Source organism: Pseudalkalibacillus sp. JSM 102089 (assembly GCF_041366475.1).
In the GTDB taxonomy this organism is placed as follows: Bacteria; Bacillota; Bacilli; order Bacillales; family Guptibacillaceae; genus Guptibacillus; species Guptibacillus hwajinpoensis_B.
Genome location: NZ_JBEWYW010000001.1, coordinates 682,016 through 700,240 on the forward strand (window position 1 = coordinate 682,016; position 18,225 = coordinate 700,240).

Below are 18,225 nucleotides of genomic sequence, written 5' to 3' on the forward strand. Positions count from 1 at the left end.
TAATTTCCTCCTTAAACTAAAGCTCCATTTGAATCGTATTATCCTTTTTAACGTAACCTTCTTTCTGCTCTTTCCTTATATTCACAAAAGCAGAAACGTTCACTAGTATCCCCATTGATATCATCAGTAAAATTAATGAAGACCCACCGTAACTGATAAACGGAAGTGGGACACCTGTTACTGGTAACCAGCCTGTTATTGCACCAAGGTTGACGGCTGTTTGTACACCTATCATACCAGCAATGCCTATAGCTAGTAAGCTACCAAATGTATCCTTACAGCGAATACCTATAACAAATCCTTTAAATACGATATAACCTAACAAACCTACTACAAATACAACACCGAGTAATCCTAACTCTTCAGCTACAATGGCCATAATGAAATCGGTATGTGGTTCAGGTAAAAACCCGTATTTTTGAATACTCTGGCCAAATCCCTGACCAGTAATTCCACCTGATGCTATAGCGATATAAGAATTAATTAAATGGAAACCACTGTCTTCTGGGTCCGAAAATGGATCATAAGCTCCAGTAAATCTTGATGCCTGTTCAGGTGAGAGCGTCATCCACGCTAGAGCGAAAACAATCCCACCGATGACGATAAGCCCCAAAATGTGTCTCCACTTCATGCCAGAACAAACAATGACAATACCTGAAGTTAATGCGATAATCATTGCCGTCCCAAGATCTGGCTGTGAAGCAACTAACGCGAAAATCAATCCAATGACCATTAGAGGAGGCATTGCCCCTCTTACAAAGTTAGAAATATAGGCTTGTTTTTTGGAGTAAATAGCCGCAAGGTAAATGATTAACCCTAGTTTAACGAATTCAGAAGGCTGAAAACTAAACGAGCCGATTTCAATCCAACTCTGTGCATTGTTCGTCGTGGATCCGATCAATTTTACAAGCAGTAGTGACAAAACAGAGAGTCCTAGAATAGGAACGATAAATTTCCTATAAGCCTTATATGGAAAGACCATCGCTAGTAGGAACATAACGAGAGATGCCGCTAACCAGATGATTTGTCTGTTGAAGAAGTAAGCACTGTTTGCTTCATGTCGCATCACAGCCCATACCATACTTGCACTGTAAACCATAACGAGCCCAAACCCGCACAAAAGTAATACACTAATGATTAGAGAGTAATCATAATGCTTAAATAATTTTTTAATCATAAACGTCATCCTACCTATTTATTTTCTATTAAGAAGTTTGCATCAGCTCACTGTTAACTTCATAATTACTTGTTGGTTTATTCGCCTTTTAGAAACTAAAAAGTATTGGTGGTGTTGAAGGATTCCCGTGGCCAGACCCCACATTGCTTAACTTTAAATCAGAACACGCATCTTGTGTTCTAGTTCAAGAGCTCCACTATCTCCGTTTCTAAACGCTCGTCTCTGCTTTTCATGTGTCTAGCTGCAGTGGGCAGGGTCTCGATCGCTTCACCCCATAAAATGAACACAAAGACCGTGTTCTTTTTATGGGCCTCCAGCGCTTGTCGCCCCTAAACGCCCGCTCCGCTTTTCGGTGTCCAGCTACGATTCGCAGAAACTGCGATATTTCACTCTTTCACCAGAACACAAAGGGCGTGTTCTAGTTCAAGAGCTCCAATATCTCCGTTTCTAAACGCTCGTCTCCGCTTTTCGAAGTATGTATAGGTTTCGATGGGATTTGGGTGAAACCTGCTGTCCTTTTGAAATTAAGTTTTTTTGAGAAGGACTTTTAATATGGTCCATCCGTCTGATTCTTTCCCGAGAAGTTTGAACGGGATCAGATTGGTTATTCCAAGCCAGAGGTTAAAGAAAAGAACCCAGGCTATGATGGATGGGTGGAATGGCAGAATGAGAGCGAGTGCGGCGACGATAAGATTCATGAGTGGACCAGCTATGGCAATGGCGAGTTTCCCATAGGCTTTATCAGGTTGTGAGCTGATGGTCATTCCTCCAGCGAAATAAATAGCATTAACGGCTACTTCTCCTCTCGGGTGTCTCCATGTAAAGATTCTTGGACCTATGCCCAGGTGTAGTTTCACACCAGCTCTCGTAAAAACATTGGCTGCCACTGTGTGGCCCGCCTCATGAAGTAATAAACTGATGGGAGATATAACAAGGATCACCATGAGCAAATCATACATTCGTATCTACTCCTAAAATCTTCTGAATTCTTTTACGGCCTATTCGTATTCTATCATATTTTCTTCTTGCTACTATCACTTAATGCGGAACTGCAAAGTGAATAAGTCAAAAAGTTTATGTGTGACAAAGAAAACAAAAATAAACAAAAAGCTCAAACTATCATTGATAGTTTGAGCTTTCATTATTTCCTCATACTAGCTTCATGAAGAGCCGAAAGCTGACGCTCAAGTGATTCAAGCAATTCTTTGCCATCCTCTTCATTTACTAATCCAAGACGAACCGCGAAGTCAATTTCGCGAGATAAACCAAACATCTGCGTATCAAGAACCTCTTCATACAGAGGACACTGAGGCATCGTCAAATTCTCCATTTGAACTTCGATAAGTTTTAGGATCTTATGCGCATCGGCTTTTAACAGCTCGTATGCTTTTTCACGATGTCCTGTTGCCATACCAGTTGACAAATCTGATCCCTCCGTTCCCTTTCCCATTCCTTCTATTATCATAAAAGGAATACCACAAAATTGCAAGAAAAAGCAGGGTAAACGCGGATGTATTTAGAAAATACTTAGTCCATATTGTGAAGAAAGATTCTCAAGAAGTTTGTTTCCAGCAATGCTATTTCCTTTTGCATCAAGTGGTGGACTATAAACACCAATTCCCATTTCATTTGGAACAAGGCTTAAAATCCCACCTGAGACACCACTTTTTGCAGGGATGGCCACGTTAATCGCAAACTCACCAGATGCATTGTACATGCCGCATGTGACCATAAACGTTTTCACGATTCTCGCTATATATCTTGGTATAATCCTTCTTTCCGTTTCAGGGTCTTTTCCTTCATTGGCTAGAACCATCCCTATTCTAGCAAGATCTTTACAGTTCACTTCGATTGCACACTGTTTTGTATAGGCTTCAAGAAGCATTTCTACATTATCATCAATAATGCCGTGCTGCTTCATAAAATAACTTAATGCTCGGTTTAAATTCGCCGATTCATATTCCGAATCCGCGACTTCGGTATTAATTCCAATGCTAGAGTTGTTCGTCATATCATGTATTAATTGCAGTATGCGTCCAACTTTTTCCTCTACTGAACTACCATGAATCATATTTGTAACAACTAATGCCCCCGCATTAATCATTGGATTAAGTGGTTTTGAGGGTACCATCGTCTCAAGTTTGGCAATTGAATTAAATGGATCTCCCGTAGGCTCCATTCCTACCCTTGAGAAAACATGCTGCTCTCCTGCGTCCATGATTGCTAAGGCTAGTGTTAGAACTTTAGAAATACTTTGAAGGGTAAACGTTTCGCCTACATCTCCGGCTGATAAACATCCGTCTTCCTTGGAGTAGATTGCGATTGCTAGCTTATCTGGATCGGATTTTGCAAGGGCTGGAATATAATCTGCCACTTTTCCATCTTTCGTATAGGGCTTGCTTTTCCTAACTAGTTCCATTAATTCTTCTTCTGTACGACATCTCATCTTAAATCCTCCCGCTCGGAACAAATTGACTCTCACCATACTGTTCCCCAAATGTGACAAATGCAAGCATAACCGGTATACTTGGTTTGCAAAAGATTTTGATTGTGGGGTGTACAAGATGGAGACGATTCTACCTATTAAGGGGAAAGTCAATTATTCCATTACTTTAGACGCAAGCGTATGGATATTTGATGATCGTAAGATTGAATTAGAGGAATTTTTGAAATTTGATGGTTCAAGCGAAAAGAATGAGAACGATTACATACGTACTCAGGCTGAACGCTTTGAAAGAGAGCTTACAGGAATTAAACCTCCTGTTAACAAAAGTATCAAAAGGTTTGAGAAAGAACGCATTCTAACAGGAAGTTTCGTTATTCCCCTTAAACCTTTTTTATCTAATGCTGATCCTACTAACGATAGCGAGAAGGTTCAGCTCGATTTCAAAGATGGCTCTAAGCAGAGTATGACATTGGATGAAGCCATGAACGGCTTTCTTCGCTTTTCACAAGATGGAAAGCCGCTCAGGGAAGATGGCCCTACCCATTTCTATTTCGGGGATGGCTCAAACGCTTCCGAACCATTTAAATACGTTTCAGGTATAACTGTTATCTAAAGTAGATCAGCTGCAATGCGGGCAAGCAGAGAACGTTCACCTTTCTCGAGCTTAACATGTCCGCTAAGCGGCTGGTCTTTAAATTTTTCGACTACATAGGTGAGTCCATTCGTGTATTCATCAAGATAAGGATGATCAATTTGCTGTGGATCACCGAGGAGAACAATTTTACTTCCCTCACCAACTCTTGTTAAGATCGTTTTCACTTCATGCTTGGTTAAATTTTGTGCTTCATCTATTATTATATATTGATCAGGTAAACTTCTTCCACGAATGTACGTTAATGCTTCTACTTGAATGGAACCGATTCCCGAGAGGATCTTTTCAAGCTCCCCCGTCTTTTTAACATTAAACAGATATTCTAGATTATCAAATATAGGCTGCATCCACGGACGTAACTTTTCTTCTTTCTCCCCTGGCAGAAATCCAATATCTTTTCCAACTGGAACAATCGGCCGCGCAATAAAAAGTTTTTTGTAGCGATTTAAATCTTCTGTTTGCATTAATCCAGCCGCCATTGCTAAAAGCGTTTTTCCTGTTCCTGCTTTACCTACAAGTGTAACAAGAGGAATATCGCTCCGAACAAGTAAATCTAACGCCATTCTTTGCTGTACATTCCTCGGCCCTATTCCCCACATATATTCCGTTTCCATCGCTGTCTTTTCAACTTTTTTACAATTCTTATCCACTTTTCCAATTCCAGATGACGAGGCTTGAACTGGATCTTTTAAGATGACGTATTGATTGGGATAAAGCGGTCTTCCTTTTAACATTTTGGCGTCAATATAATGCTTCTCAAAAAACTGATTGAGCACCTCTGAATCAACGTACCGTTCTTCATATCCTGTATAAATCTGATTAAATTCAACAACTCTGTCGCTTAAAAAATCCTCCGCTTGTATGCCCATTGCATCCGCTTTAACACGAACCAAAGCATCTTTACTAACAAGAATCACTGTTCGACCAGACTTTAATTTTCCTTCTTCTAAAAACAAATTCAATGCGACTGCCAGAATTCTGTTATCGTTCGTTTTCTCAACAAATTTATCTTGTAAGTATTGAAAAGATCGATGGTTCAGTTCGATTCGAAGCGTACCACCGTTTTCAAGAGGAATCGACTCATGAAGCTTTCCGCGTTCTCGAAAACCATCAATCATGCGTGATACTTGCCTTGCGTTCCTGCCTATTTCATCCATATACCTTTTTTTTGAATCCACTTCTTCTAACACCACAGCTGGAATGACAATTTCATTCGTCTCAAACGAATAAATCGCATTTGGATCCTGGAGTAACACGTTAGTATCTAGGACGTAAACCTTATCCAACACTTCGCCTCCTGACCAAATTTAAGTTGCTCTAACAGGTACGAAAAACAGTTGGGACTATCTACGTTTTCTATAATCTATGAACAAGTGTATAAAGTTAGACGGTTATTCAGAAAATAATTAACAAACTGTAGGAATTTATTATAAATCGCTTATTACGGAGGTAATCGATATGATTAAGATTCGATGGAGTCTCATCGTGATTTGTCTACTTGCTGCATGTCAGGCAAATGATGATCCTGTTGCTACAAATAAGGAAAAAACGGAGCGAGTTCAATATGTCAAGCAGTCCGTCAAAACACCAGAGGATAAAAACTTATCAGCTACAGATATTGCGGAAAATCTTGTTACAATCGCTAAACAAGTACCTGATGTGAACGATGCTACAGCTATTGTTACTGGAAAATATGCAGTAGTCGGTATTGATGTAAACCAAAAGCTCGATCGTTCTCGAGTTAGCTCCATCAAATATACAGTAGCCGAAGCACTTCAAAAAGATCCATATGGAGCAAATGCAGTGATTACAGCTGATGCCGACACTACTTATCGATTGAAGCAAATGGCGACCGAAATTAAACGAGGGCATCCAATCGGAGGTGTAATGGAAGAGCTTGCTGATATTGTCGGAAGACTAATGCCTGAAGTGCCAAGTAAAACGAACAAATCCGAACCTGATCCTGTTCGCTCAAATGACAAACAAATACCCGCAAAAGAAGAAAAACAATTGAAACAGCAGCAGGAGAAACAAGACTTAGATAAGTAATTCTTCGGCTTTTACAGATCTCTACTAAAACAAACTAACCGACCCCAACGGGTCAGTTAGTTTGTTTCGGTGGTTTTTTTTAATTGAGCCATGACGGAGCGATCTAATTTTGCAGCTGCTTCAGGATCATACGTTTTTTCATAGACAGGTTCAACCGACATTTTCGCACCATAAAACATCACATCTCGCACTTCTTTAATCTGAAGCTTAAACATTGTAAGCTTCAGCGGAACGTCCTGCATCCTCTCCTCCGCTAATGAAGCCCTACCGGTGATTGCATAGGTACTTTCATTTCCAATTAGCGTAATCGAAACATGATCATTGGTCTGAATATTTGTCACAATTCTCGATTTCTGATCCACAGCGAACACGATTGTTTCACGATTGACAGCGTATAACCAGGAGATAGCGCTAATATTTGGTCCTGTTGTTTCATGATCAATCGTTGAAAGAAGCGCATATTGTTCTCTCTTAAGTAACGTTAAAAGATCATTCGTTAAAGTTTGGTCTACTTTATTTGGCATGATATTCCCTCCATTTTATTACCTGTTATCTAACGCATTATACTGCAAAGGATACCGTTATTCATGATATACTAGCAACATGGAATGAGAGGTGTAAAAGATGCGAGTAAAATGTGTATTATGTGATAAAATCGAAAAAATCGATAGCGGGAGTCCGCTTGCTAAAAAACTACGCAATAGACCGATTCATACCTATATGTGTGACACATGCAATGAACGAATTGAGACGCGAACAAAAGAACGTAAAGATACTGGGGAGTTCAAATTATTCCACCAGGATGAATCGAACGATGAGTGGTAAAATAAAGCTTGGTCTACTGGCTGGAACGATTTCTGGGATTGCCCTCGGACTAATATTAAAAGTTATTCAAATCACTACTGGCAAACTCGTTTATACACTCCTTCTAAACATTGATTTCATACCGATTATTGGGAACATAAACTGGCCAGAACTTATTGAATTTGTTTTTCATCTTATTATCTCCCTTATCATCGGTGTTGTTTTCAGTTTAGGGAGCTCAAGATTTTTCTCTAATAAGAAAGTATATCAGGCGATCTTTGCTTACGTATTAACTCTACCAACCGTTTTTCTCTATTTCCCTTTAACATACTTTGCTATTAAGCCCACTCCGGATCTCTTTGACCTCGTCGCGATTGGATACTGGACAATAGGGCACTTCATCTATGCAGCGATCTTGTTTGGTGTTTATGCCCTTTATGAAAAATAGCCTTGTGATAAGAAAGACGTGCTTTCAGCACGTCTTTTCTCATTCATTGATTATACTTTGGTTCATTTTCAATCGAGGATAACAGCGCTTCAATTAATTCAGATGGAAATTTCTTCGAATCGCTTTTTCCATCCTTCACATAATAAACGACGTAGTATTCCTCAGTCACTTCCACAGATAAGTCCTCCACATAATGATCTTCTGTTAAGATGTCCATAAAAAAACTGCACGTATCTTGCGCTGCCTGATCATCCTTTCGATGATCAGCGACAACTTTAATACTAAGCCAATTATACATCGTATCCTGAAGATTCAAAGTGTCCCTCCACCTTATGACATTACGCTTCTTTTTTCTTCGCTTGATTGAGTCGCACCTTATAAATAATTAATACGACAGCAGAAGCTACTAATCCTTCAGCAACCGGCAAACCGATTCCAAAAAAGGTTAGCGGAAAACATCCAATAACAAGAACAGCGTAAACGATGACGTTTTTTAGCAGAGGAAGTTTTTTAGCAAAGCCAAGACGATAGACAACAATACAAAGGATAACGATGATCGCATATAGCAAATAAAACCCCAGGGTCATATTATCTTCAATGCCAACCAACTTAGCGAAAAATGATAATTCTTCCGATGCAATGGTAGGTTCCGTATTCATTTATTCACCCCCGGTATAAAAGCATAATAAAACAAACCATAAATAAAAGTAAACGATTTCTTCTCTTTTTTTTTAAAAAAAGCTATGTTAATAAAGGTTTCACTCAAGTGAGCCCAAAATCAAGAATCAACAGGAAAACCTAACATAGCTTTTAAAAAACCCATACATAAGAGGGAAAATTGCTAAACAATAAAAAAACGATCCAAAAGGGATGCCCCTTTTGAATCGCATTAGACACCCTTATTGGGCTGTTTTTTTCTTTTTAGCGTTCTTTTCACGTTCGTTCTTATCAAGGATTTTCTTACGAAGACGGATTGAATCCGGTGTTACTTCGCAATACTCATCATCGTTCAAATACTCAAGTGCTTCTTCAAGAGTTAGAACGCGAGGCTTCTTCATAGAAACCGTTTGGTCTTTGTTGGCAGAACGCATATTCGTCATCTGCTTCACTTTAACGATGTTAACCGTGATGTCATTCTCACGAGTGTGTTCCCCAACGATCATTCCTTCGTAAACTTCAGTACCTGGAGCTACGAAGATTGTACCGCGGTCTTCAACACCCATAATACCGTATTCTGATGCTTTTCCTTTTTCCATTGAAACAAGAACACCAGCACGACGTCCACCTACTCGACCGCTAATAAGAGGCATATATGTTTCAAATGTATGGTTAATAATACCATATCCACGTGTTTGTGTTAGGAACTCAGTTGAGTAACCAATCAAACCACGAGCAGGAACCATGAATTCAAGGCGAACTTGACCTGAACCGTTGTTTACCATGTTAACCATTTCACCTTTACGCTCACCAAGTGATTCCATTACAGAACCAGTGTAGTCTTCAGGTACGTCGATTTGAACGCGTTCAACAGGCTCACTTGCAACGCCGTCTACTTCACGAACGATAACTTCAGGTTTTGAAACTTGAAGCTCATATCCTTCACGACGCATGTTCTCAATTAGGATTGAAAGGTGAAGTTCACCACGTCCTGAGACAACCCATGCATCTGGAGAATCTGTATTTTCAACGCGAAGACTTACGTCAGTTTCAAGCTGAGCTCTAAGACGCTCTTCAATTTTACGACTTGTAATGTATTTACCTTCTTTACCAGCAAAAGGACTATTGTTTACAAGGAACGTCATCTGAAGAGTAGGCTCGTCAATACGAAGGATAGGAAGTGCTTCCTGATGATCGTAAGGACAAACTGTTTCACCTACGTTGATTTCTTCCATACCAGAAACCGCTACAAGGTCGCCAGCTTTCGCTTCTTCGATCTCAGTACGCTTCAATCCAATGAAACCAAAGAGCTTAGTCACTCTGAATTGCTTCACTGTTCCATCGACCTTCATCAGGGCTACCTGTTGGCCAACTTTCATTGTTCCTCTGAACACACGACCAATTCCAATTCTTCCAAGATAGTCGTTGTAATCAAGAAGTGTAATCTGGAATTGAAGAGGCTCGTCACTGTTATCTAGAGGTGCAGGAATGTTATCAATAATTGTGTTCATAAGAACTTTCATATCGTCATCCTGTACTTCAGGATCAAGACTAGCTGTACCGTTGATTGCTGAAGCATAAACTACTGGGAAGTCCAGCTGATCTTCGTCCGCGCCAAGATCAATAAATAAATCAACTACTTCATCCACAACTTCTTCAGGACGTGCTGCAGGACGGTCAATTTTGTTAAGAACTACAATTGGTGTAAGCTTCTGCTCAAGAGCCTTCTTAAGCACGAAACGTGTCTGTGGCATACACCCTTCATAAGCGTCAACAACTAGAAGAACGCCATCTACCATTTTCATGATACGTTCAACTTCACCACCGAAATCGGCATGTCCAGGTGTATCCATGATGTTGATTCGTTTGTCTTCATAGTTAATTGCCGTATTTTTAGCAAGGATCGTGATCCCGCGTTCTCTCTCAAGGTCGTTCGAATCCATCGCACGTTCGCTTACTTGCTCGTTATCACGAAACGTTCCAGACTGGTGTAGCATTTGGTCTACCAACGTCGTTTTGCCGTGGTCAACGTGGGCAATGATTGCGATGTTACGAATATCTTCTCTTATTGCCATTAATTATTCTCTCCTCGTATTCTCGCCTTATTTCTGACGATAAACTCAATAACTAGACCATTATAACACAGATATCGCTATACGCGAAATTTCTCTTCTTTCACCAGCCACACGGTTATTGTACACTAGTACTATAAAGGGGGCTTTCTACATGAACAAGCATAATTTCCTTTTACTCTTAATGGCCATTCTAGCGGTTGCAAGCATGTGTGCAATCGGCGTATCTATAGCTGAGCAAAGCTGGATCGGCGGGCTTCTTTCATTTATCGGAGTAGGTTTCTTTATGGGAATGGGCTTTCGTATTAAACGTAAAGCAGAACTATAAGATCACATGAAAAGAGCTGTTCAAATAGAACAGCTCTTTTATCTATTTACCTTTCACCCATTTGGGTGGACCAAAATCAAATATTTCTTTCCCTCTTCTTCAATTCCGTATTGCTCGAATCCACACTTACCTAAAAAAAGACTCCATTCGTTCAGATCATAAGGAATACCTGAAAAAACAACATTGTTTTTTTTACTTAAGAGGGTGAGAATAACGCTACGACCAATGCCCGACCTTCGCTTCATAGGATGAACAACAATTGTCCCTAACCATGATTTTTGATTAGACGGTGCATCGTCAAGAACGGCCGTAATCGCTACCGGTAGATCGCCGTAGAACCATACATTAAACTCGCAGCCCATTCCTTCATATGTTTGTATGTATGAAACCATATCTTCGAATAATGGGATTCGACCAAATTCTTCAAGAAGCCATGTTTCGTCTTCTTGCGTCCACTCAAAAAGAAGCTCAGCAATATTTTCTTGAGATTCAGGAGCTGTAAACAACCTCATCTTGAAGAAGGAGTTCTTAAGTAATAATTTTGATCAAGCGCAGGCTGAATGTATTCTTTTTGGACCTCAGTATGGAATAATTCAGTACCAGCAAAAATTGTATTCTTATCAAGTAAATCAATCTCTTTGTTATCAACTGTTGTACATATCCCTCCGCCTTCCTCGATTAACATTTTACCAGCAGCAAAATCCCACGGAGCAAGTCGCAGGGAAACATACCCATCAAGTCGACCCGCTGCTACGTACGCTAATTCAATAGCTGCACTACCATAAGAACGTGTTCCACGGATTTTTTTAAGAAGAGGTGAGAACGTGCGAGGGTCTATTCGATGATTTTCTGTTACCCAGGTCGCGTTAATAGCAAGAAGGGATTCTGAAAGGTTAGTCGTTTTCAACGGTTTGATTTTCTCATCATTTAAATAAACTCCTGAACCTTTTTTACAATGATACAACTCGTCCTTCGTTACATCATAAATAAACGCCAGTTTCCCTACTCCCTCTTCGTATATCCCGATCGATATAGCGAAATTCGTTTGTTGATGAACGAAATTCATCGTTCCATCAATAGGATCTAAAAACCAAATAATGCCGTTCAACTGTTCTATATTATCACCAAAACCTTCTTCGCCCATGATTCGATGACTTGGGTAAGCTCCCTTAATTTTCTCAATAAAAAACTTCTCCGTTTGTTTATCAATATCCGTTACGAGATCGTTTGGATTGCTTTTAGTATCAATCTTAAAGGAAGTTGTGAAGGAAGCCATGATCTCTTGACCCGCTTCTCGTATCCATCTGATTGCATCTTCATATACATTGTCCCAGTTTGTGTGCTGTGTCATGGTTCGATCTCCTTTTGCCTTAATTTTCTTTCTACCTCTTATTATGACAGGAAAAGAAGAAAAAACGAACCTTTTTGCAAGGTTCGCTTCATTAAGCTTCTAATCTGACCATTTCTTTTCGAAGCTCCTCTAGCTTCATTTTACATCTCTTCATTTCATCCTGATCACTAGCCGTCATTGCATCGTGTAGTGTTGCCAGCTCATAGTCAATTTCCATTCTCAGCACCGGGATCCGCTTCTCTGCCTCGTTTCTTTGCAATGACTGAATCACTTGTTTCATGGTAACCTACACCCCTCTCAAATTCGATTAAGCAGTCATAGTCATCAGATCCGGCTATAAGACGGAATATTCTGATATTTCTGCTTTGATTAATATATCTTATGCTTTACCTGTCGACTATGCAACCTCTTTATTTGTTTCTATTTTTCCTCTTTTTCGCACATTTCAAACCTATCATGACACACCAATCGTCATTTTATATGTAAATGTTCGGTCTATGTTACTATAAGAATATAAATTTTTTGTCGTATTGGAGGATAATATGTCTTTTAAAGGATTTACTCAAACTGATTTTCAATCATTCGAAATTGATGGACTTGAGGCTCGAATGGAAGCCATACAAGAGCGTATTCAACCAAAATTCACTGCCATTAGCGAGGAAGTTAAAAGCGATCTTGAGATTCTTGCTGGAAATGAGATGCACCTTCACATTGCTCGTCATGCAAGACGAACGAAGAATCCTCCCGTTGATACGTGGATGGCGTTTTCGCATAACAAACGCGGGTACAAAATGCATCCTCACTTTCAAATCGGGCTTTTTGATGATCATGTCTTTGTATGGCTTGCATACATTTACGAGCTTCCAGGAAAGCCACAAATAGCTTCCTTATTTTTAGATCACTTAAATGAACTAAAGAAAGATATTCCAACTTCATATTGGATCTCTACTGACCACACTAAGAAAAAAGCAAGTCACCCCATCAAGGATAGTGATCTGGATAAAGTACTCACCCGCTTTAGAGATGTAAAGAAGGGCGAATTTCTAGTTGGTCGTCATTTTGCCAGTGACGACCCTTTATTGAATGATGGAGAGAAATTTATTGAAGAGGTCAAACAAACTTTTGAGACCCTAATGCCTATCTATCAACTTTCACTTCAAGCAACAAAATAAACCAGGGGAATAATCCCCTGGTTTTTATTTATTCATTTTTACTTTATCGCGTTCTGTTTCTCTTGCTTCTTTAACTACATGATAAGTTGAAAATCCTGTCTCTTTATCGAACTGTCTAAATATCTGCTTTTCCTCTGATTTAGAGGGAACGACATCTTTAAATGCATGATAGCTACTAATCAATTCGCCCTTATGAACCCCTCTGTCATATGTTTGCTCAATTAATTGAAAAAAGTTCACAACTTTGATGACTTCTTCTTTACTCCAATCAATTGAAATAGGATATTGCACTTCCATTTTCAATCTCCTTTCTCACTTTACCATTTTAATCGAATTTCGTTTGCTTCTTTATCCATACGATCAAATAACTCCGCTACTGAAGGAACATCATTGATCGCTCCCATAACCTGACCTGCCCAAGCAAAGCCTTCCTCTTCTTTTCCATCATATATAAATTTCCTGTTTGCTTCACCGCTTATGTATTCTTTAAGAAGGTCATATCCTCCCTGATTTGCTTCAATTTGTGAAATCTCTTGAGCAAACACATTCCTAATAACTCTTGCAGGTGCTCCAATACTACGCTTAATAATCATAGTATCCGTTTCAGACCCTTGAAGCAAACGACGCTTGTAAACATCATGAGCATGGGTACATTCTTTTGTAGCAATAAATCGTGTACCCATTTCAATTCCCTCAGCGCCAAGTGCGAGAGAAGCCATTAGCGCTCGTCCATCACCTATTCCTCCTGAAGCAATAACCGGAATAGACACAGCATCAACTACTTGAGGAACGAGTACCATCGTACCAATATCATCCTTTCCAAGATGTCCTCCCCCCTCTTGCCCGACAACCATTACTGCAGTAGCTCCTAACTCTTCTGCTTTTACTGCTTGTCTTTTACTAGCAGTCAAAACAAGAACTTTCACATTCGTTCCTTTTACCATATCAAATACCGGCTTAGGGTTTCCACCGGTAACCGAAATGATCTCCACCCCTTCGTGAATGGCTGCTTCAAGCATATGCTCAAAGGGTCTTCCGTGTTGACCAATCGCAAAGTTCACTCCAAATGGCTTATCGGTGAGACTTTTAGTAAGGGCGATTTCTTCTTTAAGCAGTGTTGCTGACTCCATAGACATAGCTGTGAGCTGCCCTAATCCTCCTGCGTTGCTAACAGCAGAAGCTAATTCGTGATATGCAAGATAGGCGAGACCCCCTTGAACGATTGGTCTTTCAATACCTAATAACTGAGTAATTCGCGTATTCCACTTCATCATGAATCCTCTCCTTATGATAACCCATTTCGAGAGTTAGAAGTGATCTCCTCTTTTCTGTTCTAGGAACGATGCTTCCTTATATAGTTGATCTATAAGCATGGGTTTAAAATAAAACTTGCAAATTATCCCTCATGTGATTATACTCAGTTTGTTTAAGGCAGAAAGAAGTCCTATAACCAATGTTCTTCTTTTAAGTGCCATATCTGGCTATACAAAAAGTTCACTTAGACTAAACCCGCTTTCCACAAACTACTGTGGAGGGCTTTATCTAGTAACGTATAAGCTATATTACTGATTTCAAGATTTTCGGCTCATTCGGTATAAAAGAGCAGACGATCTACAACGTTATTCATTTAACCAAAGTATAAATAAAGAGGTGCTGGATTTGCAACAACACGAAACACCATTGTTCACTGGTTTAGTAAACCACGCTAACAAAAACCCTATTCAATTTCATATACCCGGCCACAAAAAAGGCTCTGGCATAGATCCTGAATTTCGTTCTTTCATAGGCGAAAACGCCCTGTCAATTGATTTAATTAACATTCAACCACTTGATGACCTCCATCATCCACACGGTATGATTAAGCAAGCACAGGATCTAGCTGCTGAAGCTTTTGGCGCTGACGCAACCTTTTTCTCTATTCAAGGTACAAGCGGTGCAATCATGACAATGGTCATGACTGTATGTTCACCAGGAGATAAAATTATTGTCCCGAGAAATGTTCATAAGTCTGTTATGTCTGCAATCATTTTCTCCGGCGCAACACCTGTATTTATTCATCCAGAAATTGACCCTAAGCTTGGCATCTCCCACGGCATTACTCCTATAGCCGTTAAGAAAGCATTAGAACAGCACCCTGACGCAAAAGGTGTCCTTGTCATTAACCCCACCTATTTTGGTATATCTGCTAATCTTGAAGAGATTGTCACGATTTCTCATGAGTATGACGTTCCTGTATTAGTTGACGAAGCTCACGGTGTTCACATTCACTTCCACGAGCGACTGCCCGTTTCAGCTATGCAAGCAGGTGCAGATATGGCAGCTACAAGTGTGCATAAATTAGGGGGATCAATGACACAAAGTTCCGTCCTTAATGTAAAAGAAGGGCTTGTTTCTGCAAAACGCGTCCAAACCATTATTAGCATGCTAACAACTACTTCCACTTCGTATATCCTTCTTGCTTCTCTTGACGTTGCAAGAAAAAGATTGGTCATGGATGGATATGATTTAATTGAACGCTCCATACAACTTGCAGAAGAAGCGCGAAAGCAAATAAATGATATTTCTCCTCTATATTGTGTTGGGCAAGAAATCCTTGGAACGAACGCTACTTACGATTATGATCCAACGAAATTAATCATTTCTGTTCATGACCTTGGAATTACTGGTTATGAAGCTGAAGTTTGGCTTCGAAAAGAAGCGAACCTTGAAGTAGAGCTCTCTGATTTGTATAACCTATTATGTATTGTAACTCCTGGCGATACCGAGGAAACAACCACCGCTCTTGTTCATGCTCTAAAAGACATGGTAGACGCCTTCAAAGAGACAGAAGGTTCAATCACTAAAAAGTTTGATGTTCACGCTCCAGATATCCCGATTCTAGCTGTTTCACCTCGAGATGCTTTTTATTCTGAAACAGAGGTGATTCCATTTAAAGAATCGGCAGGTCGTGTCATTGCAGAATTTGTGATGGTTTATCCACCCGGAATTCCAATCTTCATCCCAGGTGAAATCATTACAGAAGAAAACTTAACATATATCGAAGAAAACATTGAAGCTGGACTACCGGTTCAGGGGCCTGAGGACGACGAATTAGTTCACATTCGGGTCATTAAAGAATATAAAGCCATTAAATAAGAGGCGGCCAATTGGCCGCCTCTTTCTTTGCTATATACGTTATTTTTTATCTTTTTTATTGCATTCCGGGCATCTGCTATAAAGTGTACTTACCTTCTCTTCATGTACGTGATCAATTGTTTTTTCGCAAGTTTGGCAAATGATAATACCCATTCTCAACACCCCTTAAGTTAGTTTTGAAAACGCTTCCGTTTCGCTTAACTTCATAATAGTGTGTCACAATTGATTTGTCAACACTATATTGTATATCACATTATATTCTTTTTGTGTCCAATATGTGTGGATGAACGACCAATTGTCAGAATACAATTTACACTGTACACTTTATTATATGACGATGGGAGGAATGATCATGCCTCAAAGTGCTTACTTAAAACCAAAAACGGAAGATGAACTATCACTTGAGCATATTAAAAGCTTACTTTCCTACTACACGGACATAACATCCAAAACTGGAGAGCAACTTTCTTGGTCCTATAGTGAGTCTGCTTTCCCCTACACTATGATTGAACAAGTGGATAGAGACATTTGGTTTTATTTAAAAGGAAAACATAGTGATTATCGGATGATTATCATCGGTTTAGTAGACAGCAAACTTCAGATTGTTCTACCGGATCAATCCACTCACGGTGATAAAGCGAAAGCGAATGAATTGTGTAAATTTCTTGCAAATAAATTACAGGCCGATCTTACTCTTTTTAACGGTAGAACAATGTATTACGCAAAAAAATAAACAGCCAAATGGCTGTTTATTTTTTTAAAGGTTCAATTTCTTCAGGGTCAATTAAGTTATAATCTTTATCTCTTAATCCTTTCACAATATCTCCTAAGGCAGCAGCTGTCCAATCACGGTCATGCATAAGTAAGTTTGCCCCATTTTGAAGTAGCGGTGAATTTACCATAATGTCTTTGATTGCATCTTCACTTTGATATTCCTTCACCCAGTCATACCCATATGTCCAATTCATCACGAGCATGCCTTCTTCATCGGCTAATGACTTCGAAAAGTCAGTATTAGATCCAAATGGTGCTCTAAAGAATTTCGGCTTTTCTCCAATTACTTCTTCGATCATTTCATTTACCTTCAATATCTCTTCTTTTTGCTCTTCTTCTGATAATGTTTTGAGATCAGCATGCGTCATCGTATGGTTTCCTATTTCAAAGCCCATATCATAAATTTCTTTTAACCTTGCTTTTTCTTCATCTGTATCAATAAAATGACCATTAATAAAGAAAATGGCAGGAGCATCTAGTTCTTTTAATGTTTTTGCCATTTCTACTGCATTCGTGTCTGGAGCATCGTCAATTGTAAGTAGAACCGCTTCAGCAGGAGCATCATTTATCGGTTCAAAACCCCAAAAAGCTTCGTTAAGTCGATATTCAGGCTCTACTACTTCTGCAGTAGCTTCTTCTTCTTTCTGATCCTCTGATTCAGCATTATTTGTCGCGTCTGAATCTGTTTCTTCTTTATTTGTTTCTTCGTTTGTCTCTTGCTCATTTGAAACTTCACTATTGTTTGCTTCATTCGTTGATGCTTCTGAATTTTCTTGTGAACCAGCATTTGTAGAACACGCTGCTACAAAAAGCAAAAGCGCTAATGTCATCCATTTCAATGTGTTTGTCATTTCTCTCTCCCCTTATCTAGTCTCATTTCATCATAAACGAATTAATGAACAGTATAAAGAGGAAATTGTCACAAATAACCAACTATCCACCCATCTATTTTTCAACTATTCCGACTTCCTTTCTGACATGGTTTTTTCCTTTACAACGTTTATAACAACAAATATACTAGACAACGTGTCTTTTGCTTGACTTGTCCTGAAGCCTGTTAATAAAAGGGAATAGGGCGCTTACCTGCATAGTTTTGGTAACGACAGGTAACATTGAGTACACATACATTTTATTTCCTGTGTATAAAAGTGCTTTCAGAT

Annotated in this window: 24 protein-coding genes; 8 read left to right on the plus strand and 16 right to left on the minus strand. The window is 39.4% G+C overall.

Annotated elements, in window-relative coordinates:
• Positions 1-16 precede the first annotated feature (16 nt).
• The 4 genes from ftsW to glsA form a co-directional block, all read right to left on the minus strand.
• Positions 17-1,177 (minus strand): putative lipid II flippase FtsW, encoded by a 1,161-nt coding sequence (gene ftsW, locus ABVF21_RS03360; RefSeq protein ID WP_194221295.1) that lies wholly within the window; start codon positions 1,175-1,177, stop codon positions 17-19.
• Between the two features lie 524 nt (positions 1,178-1,701).
• Positions 1,702-2,136, minus strand: a complete 435-nt coding sequence (locus ABVF21_RS03365; protein WP_303534943.1) for a site-2 protease family protein — start codon at positions 2,134-2,136, stop codon at positions 1,702-1,704.
• Between the two features lie 182 nt (positions 2,137-2,318).
• Positions 2,319-2,588 (minus strand): YlaN family protein, encoded by a 270-nt coding sequence (locus ABVF21_RS03370; RefSeq protein ID WP_098445722.1) that lies wholly within the window; start codon positions 2,586-2,588, stop codon positions 2,319-2,321.
• A 105-nt stretch (positions 2,589-2,693) separates the two neighbouring features.
• Positions 2,694-3,623, minus strand: a complete 930-nt coding sequence (glsA, locus tag ABVF21_RS03375; protein ID WP_371017482.1) for a glutaminase A — start codon at positions 3,621-3,623, stop codon at positions 2,694-2,696.
• A 118-nt stretch (positions 3,624-3,741) separates the two neighbouring features.
• On the opposite strand from glsA, the gene ABVF21_RS03380 reads away from it, so the two are divergent.
• The gene (locus ABVF21_RS03380) at positions 3,742-4,236 is read left to right on the plus strand and encodes a peptidyl-prolyl cis-trans isomerase (RefSeq protein WP_303534938.1); all 495 of its coding nucleotides are present in this window, start codon (positions 3,742-3,744) and stop codon (positions 4,234-4,236) included.
• On the opposite strand, the gene ABVF21_RS03385 is transcribed toward ABVF21_RS03380, so the two are convergent.
• Complete coding sequence (locus tag ABVF21_RS03385; RefSeq protein ID WP_303534937.1) at positions 4,233-5,561, minus strand: PhoH family protein; 1,329 nt, start codon at positions 5,559-5,561, stop codon at positions 4,233-4,235. The genes ABVF21_RS03380 and ABVF21_RS03385 overlap by 4 nt on opposite strands.
• A 172-nt stretch (positions 5,562-5,733) precedes the next feature.
• On the opposite strand from ABVF21_RS03385, the gene ABVF21_RS03390 reads away from it, so the two are divergent.
• Positions 5,734-6,324: a YhcN/YlaJ family sporulation lipoprotein gene (locus tag ABVF21_RS03390; protein WP_303534935.1), complete on the plus strand. Its 591-nt coding sequence runs from the start codon at positions 5,734-5,736 to the stop codon at positions 6,322-6,324.
• 56 nt (positions 6,325-6,380) lie between these two features.
• On the opposite strand, the gene ABVF21_RS03395 is transcribed toward ABVF21_RS03390, so the two are convergent.
• Positions 6,381-6,848 (minus strand): pyridoxamine 5'-phosphate oxidase family protein, encoded by a 468-nt coding sequence (locus ABVF21_RS03395; protein WP_303534933.1) that lies wholly within the window; start codon positions 6,846-6,848, stop codon positions 6,381-6,383.
• 100 nt (positions 6,849-6,948) lie between these two features.
• Here ABVF21_RS03395 and ABVF21_RS03400 point away from each other — a divergent pair, with 100 nt between their 5' ends.
• Positions 6,949-7,149 carry a YlaI family protein gene (locus ABVF21_RS03400; RefSeq protein ID WP_194221287.1) on the plus strand — a complete coding sequence of 67 codons (201 nt, stop codon included), beginning with the start codon at positions 6,949-6,951 and terminating at the stop codon, positions 7,147-7,149.
• A complete protein-coding gene (locus tag ABVF21_RS03405) occupies positions 7,139-7,576 on the plus strand; it encodes a hypothetical protein (protein WP_303534931.1) in 438 nt (145 codons plus the stop codon). Before ABVF21_RS03400 ends, ABVF21_RS03405 begins: the two co-directional genes overlap by 11 nt.
• A 43-nt stretch (positions 7,577-7,619) precedes the next feature.
• Here ABVF21_RS03405 and ABVF21_RS03410 read toward each other — a convergent pair whose 3' ends face one another.
• The 3 genes from ABVF21_RS03410 to typA form a co-directional block, all read right to left on the minus strand.
• A complete protein-coding gene (locus ABVF21_RS03410) occupies positions 7,620-7,892 on the minus strand; it encodes a hypothetical protein (protein ID WP_303534930.1) in 273 nt (90 codons plus the stop codon).
• Positions 7,893-7,914: 22 nt separating this feature from the next.
• Positions 7,915-8,235: a YlaH-like family protein gene (locus ABVF21_RS03415; RefSeq protein ID WP_371017483.1), complete on the minus strand. Its 321-nt coding sequence runs from the start codon at positions 8,233-8,235 to the stop codon at positions 7,915-7,917.
• 240 nt (positions 8,236-8,475) lie between these two features.
• Complete coding sequence (gene typA / locus ABVF21_RS03420; RefSeq protein ID WP_194221284.1) at positions 8,476-10,308, minus strand: translational GTPase TypA; 1,833 nt, start codon at positions 10,306-10,308, stop codon at positions 8,476-8,478.
• Positions 10,309-10,459: 151 nt separating this feature from the next.
• On the opposite strand from typA, the gene ABVF21_RS03425 reads away from it, so the two are divergent.
• Positions 10,460-10,633 carry a DUF5325 family protein gene (locus ABVF21_RS03425; protein WP_194221283.1) on the plus strand — a complete coding sequence of 58 codons (174 nt, stop codon included), beginning with the start codon at positions 10,460-10,462 and terminating at the stop codon, positions 10,631-10,633.
• A 53-nt stretch (positions 10,634-10,686) separates the two neighbouring features.
• Here the strand turns inward: ABVF21_RS03425 and ABVF21_RS03430 are convergent, their stop codons facing one another.
• The 3 genes from ABVF21_RS03430 to ABVF21_RS03440 form a co-directional block, all read right to left on the minus strand.
• A complete protein-coding gene (locus tag ABVF21_RS03430; RefSeq protein ID WP_303534928.1) occupies positions 10,687-11,145 on the minus strand; it encodes a hypothetical protein in 459 nt (152 codons plus the stop codon).
• Positions 11,142-11,984 (minus strand): inositol monophosphatase family protein, encoded by an 843-nt coding sequence (locus ABVF21_RS03435; RefSeq protein WP_303534927.1) that lies wholly within the window; start codon positions 11,982-11,984, stop codon positions 11,142-11,144. The genes ABVF21_RS03430 and ABVF21_RS03435 overlap by 4 nt, the downstream gene beginning before the upstream one ends.
• Positions 11,985-12,075: 91 nt before the next feature.
• On the minus strand, positions 12,076-12,264 hold the full coding sequence (locus ABVF21_RS03440; RefSeq protein WP_371017484.1) for a hypothetical protein: 189 nt from the start codon (positions 12,262-12,264) through the stop codon (positions 12,076-12,078).
• Positions 12,265-12,526: 262 nt separating this feature from the next.
• On the opposite strand from ABVF21_RS03440, the gene ABVF21_RS03445 reads away from it, so the two are divergent.
• A complete protein-coding gene (locus ABVF21_RS03445) occupies positions 12,527-13,156 on the plus strand; it encodes a YktB family protein (RefSeq protein WP_371017485.1) in 630 nt (209 codons plus the stop codon).
• A gap of 24 nt (positions 13,157-13,180) precedes the next feature.
• Here the strand turns inward: ABVF21_RS03445 and ABVF21_RS03450 are convergent, their stop codons facing one another.
• Together ABVF21_RS03450 and ABVF21_RS03455 are read right to left on the minus strand one after the other, a co-directional pair.
• Complete coding sequence (locus ABVF21_RS03450) at positions 13,181-13,453, minus strand: UPF0223 family protein (protein ID WP_194221278.1); 273 nt, start codon at positions 13,451-13,453, stop codon at positions 13,181-13,183.
• A 20-nt stretch (positions 13,454-13,473) separates the two neighbouring features.
• Positions 13,474-14,427 (minus strand): NAD(P)H-dependent flavin oxidoreductase, encoded by a 954-nt coding sequence (locus ABVF21_RS03455; protein ID WP_303534955.1) that lies wholly within the window; start codon positions 14,425-14,427, stop codon positions 13,474-13,476.
• 388 nt (positions 14,428-14,815) lie between these two features.
• Between ABVF21_RS03455 and ABVF21_RS03460 the strand changes: the two genes are divergently transcribed.
• Positions 14,816-16,291, plus strand: a complete 1,476-nt coding sequence (locus tag ABVF21_RS03460; RefSeq protein ID WP_371017486.1) for an aminotransferase class I/II-fold pyridoxal phosphate-dependent enzyme — start codon at positions 14,816-14,818, stop codon at positions 16,289-16,291.
• A gap of 39 nt (positions 16,292-16,330) precedes the next feature.
• Here ABVF21_RS03460 and ABVF21_RS03465 read toward each other — a convergent pair whose 3' ends face one another.
• Positions 16,331-16,444, minus strand: a complete 114-nt coding sequence (locus tag ABVF21_RS03465; protein WP_098443236.1) for a GapA-binding peptide SR1P — start codon at positions 16,442-16,444, stop codon at positions 16,331-16,333.
• A 199-nt stretch (positions 16,445-16,643) separates the two neighbouring features.
• On the opposite strand from ABVF21_RS03465, the gene ABVF21_RS03470 reads away from it, so the two are divergent.
• Positions 16,644-17,024 carry a DUF1885 family protein gene (locus ABVF21_RS03470; RefSeq protein ID WP_371017487.1) on the plus strand — a complete coding sequence of 127 codons (381 nt, stop codon included), beginning with the start codon at positions 16,644-16,646 and terminating at the stop codon, positions 17,022-17,024.
• Positions 17,025-17,040: 16 nt separating this feature from the next.
• On the opposite strand, the gene ABVF21_RS03475 is transcribed toward ABVF21_RS03470, so the two are convergent.
• Positions 17,041-17,916, minus strand: coding sequence for a polysaccharide deacetylase family protein (locus tag ABVF21_RS03475; RefSeq protein WP_371017488.1), 876 nt, complete (start codon positions 17,914-17,916; stop codon positions 17,041-17,043).
• Positions 17,917-18,225: the final 309 nt, after the last annotated feature.

Bases quoted from the DNA above. Each gene is read 5' to 3' on its own strand.
- ABVF21_RS03440 (WP_371017484.1), bottom strand. From the start codon at position 12,264: ATGAAACAAGTGATTCAGTCATTGCAAAGAAACGAGGCAGAGAAGCGG.
- ABVF21_RS03450 (WP_194221278.1), bottom strand. From the start codon at position 13,453: ATGGAAGTGCAATATCCTATTTCAATTGATTGGAGTAAAGAAGAAGTC.
- glsA (WP_371017482.1), bottom strand. From the start codon at position 3,623: ATGAGATGTCGTACAGAAGAAGAATTAATGGAACTAGTTAGGAAAAGC.
- ABVF21_RS03470 (WP_371017487.1), top strand. From the start codon at position 16,644: ATGCCTCAAAGTGCTTACTTAAAACCAAAAACGGAAGATGAACTATCA.
- ftsW (WP_194221295.1), bottom strand. From the start codon at position 1,177: ATGATTAAAAAATTATTTAAGCATTATGATTACTCTCTAATCATTAGT.
- ABVF21_RS03430 (WP_303534928.1), bottom strand. From the start codon at position 11,145: ATGAGGTTGTTTACAGCTCCTGAATCTCAAGAAAATATTGCTGAGCTT.
- ABVF21_RS03415 (WP_371017483.1), bottom strand. From the start codon at position 8,235: ATGAATACGGAACCTACCATTGCATCGGAAGAATTATCATTTTTCGCT.
- ABVF21_RS03435 (WP_303534927.1), bottom strand. From the start codon at position 11,984: ATGACACAGCACACAAACTGGGACAATGTATATGAAGATGCAATCAGA.
- ABVF21_RS03395 (WP_303534933.1), bottom strand. From the start codon at position 6,848: ATGCCAAATAAAGTAGACCAAACTTTAACGAATGATCTTTTAACGTTA.
- ABVF21_RS03400 (WP_194221287.1), top strand. From the start codon at position 6,949: ATGCGAGTAAAATGTGTATTATGTGATAAAATCGAAAAAATCGATAGC.
- ABVF21_RS03465 (WP_098443236.1), bottom strand. From the start codon at position 16,444: ATGGGTATTATCATTTGCCAAACTTGCGAAAAAACAATTGATCACGTA.
- ABVF21_RS03425 (WP_194221283.1), top strand. From the start codon at position 10,460: ATGAACAAGCATAATTTCCTTTTACTCTTAATGGCCATTCTAGCGGTT.
- ABVF21_RS03380 (WP_303534938.1), top strand. From the start codon at position 3,742: ATGGAGACGATTCTACCTATTAAGGGGAAAGTCAATTATTCCATTACT.
- ABVF21_RS03365 (WP_303534943.1), bottom strand. From the start codon at position 2,136: ATGTATGATTTGCTCATGGTGATCCTTGTTATATCTCCCATCAGTTTA.
- ABVF21_RS03390 (WP_303534935.1), top strand. From the start codon at position 5,734: ATGATTAAGATTCGATGGAGTCTCATCGTGATTTGTCTACTTGCTGCA.
- typA (WP_194221284.1), bottom strand. From the start codon at position 10,308: ATGGCAATAAGAGAAGATATTCGTAACATCGCAATCATTGCCCACGTT.
- ABVF21_RS03405 (WP_303534931.1), top strand. From the start codon at position 7,139: ATGAGTGGTAAAATAAAGCTTGGTCTACTGGCTGGAACGATTTCTGGG.
- ABVF21_RS03370 (WP_098445722.1), bottom strand. From the start codon at position 2,588: ATGGCAACAGGACATCGTGAAAAAGCATACGAGCTGTTAAAAGCCGAT.
- ABVF21_RS03455 (WP_303534955.1), bottom strand. From the start codon at position 14,427: ATGAAGTGGAATACGCGAATTACTCAGTTATTAGGTATTGAAAGACCA.
- ABVF21_RS03475 (WP_371017488.1), bottom strand. From the start codon at position 17,916: ATGACAAACACATTGAAATGGATGACATTAGCGCTTTTGCTTTTTGTA.
- ABVF21_RS03445 (WP_371017485.1), top strand. From the start codon at position 12,527: ATGTCTTTTAAAGGATTTACTCAAACTGATTTTCAATCATTCGAAATT.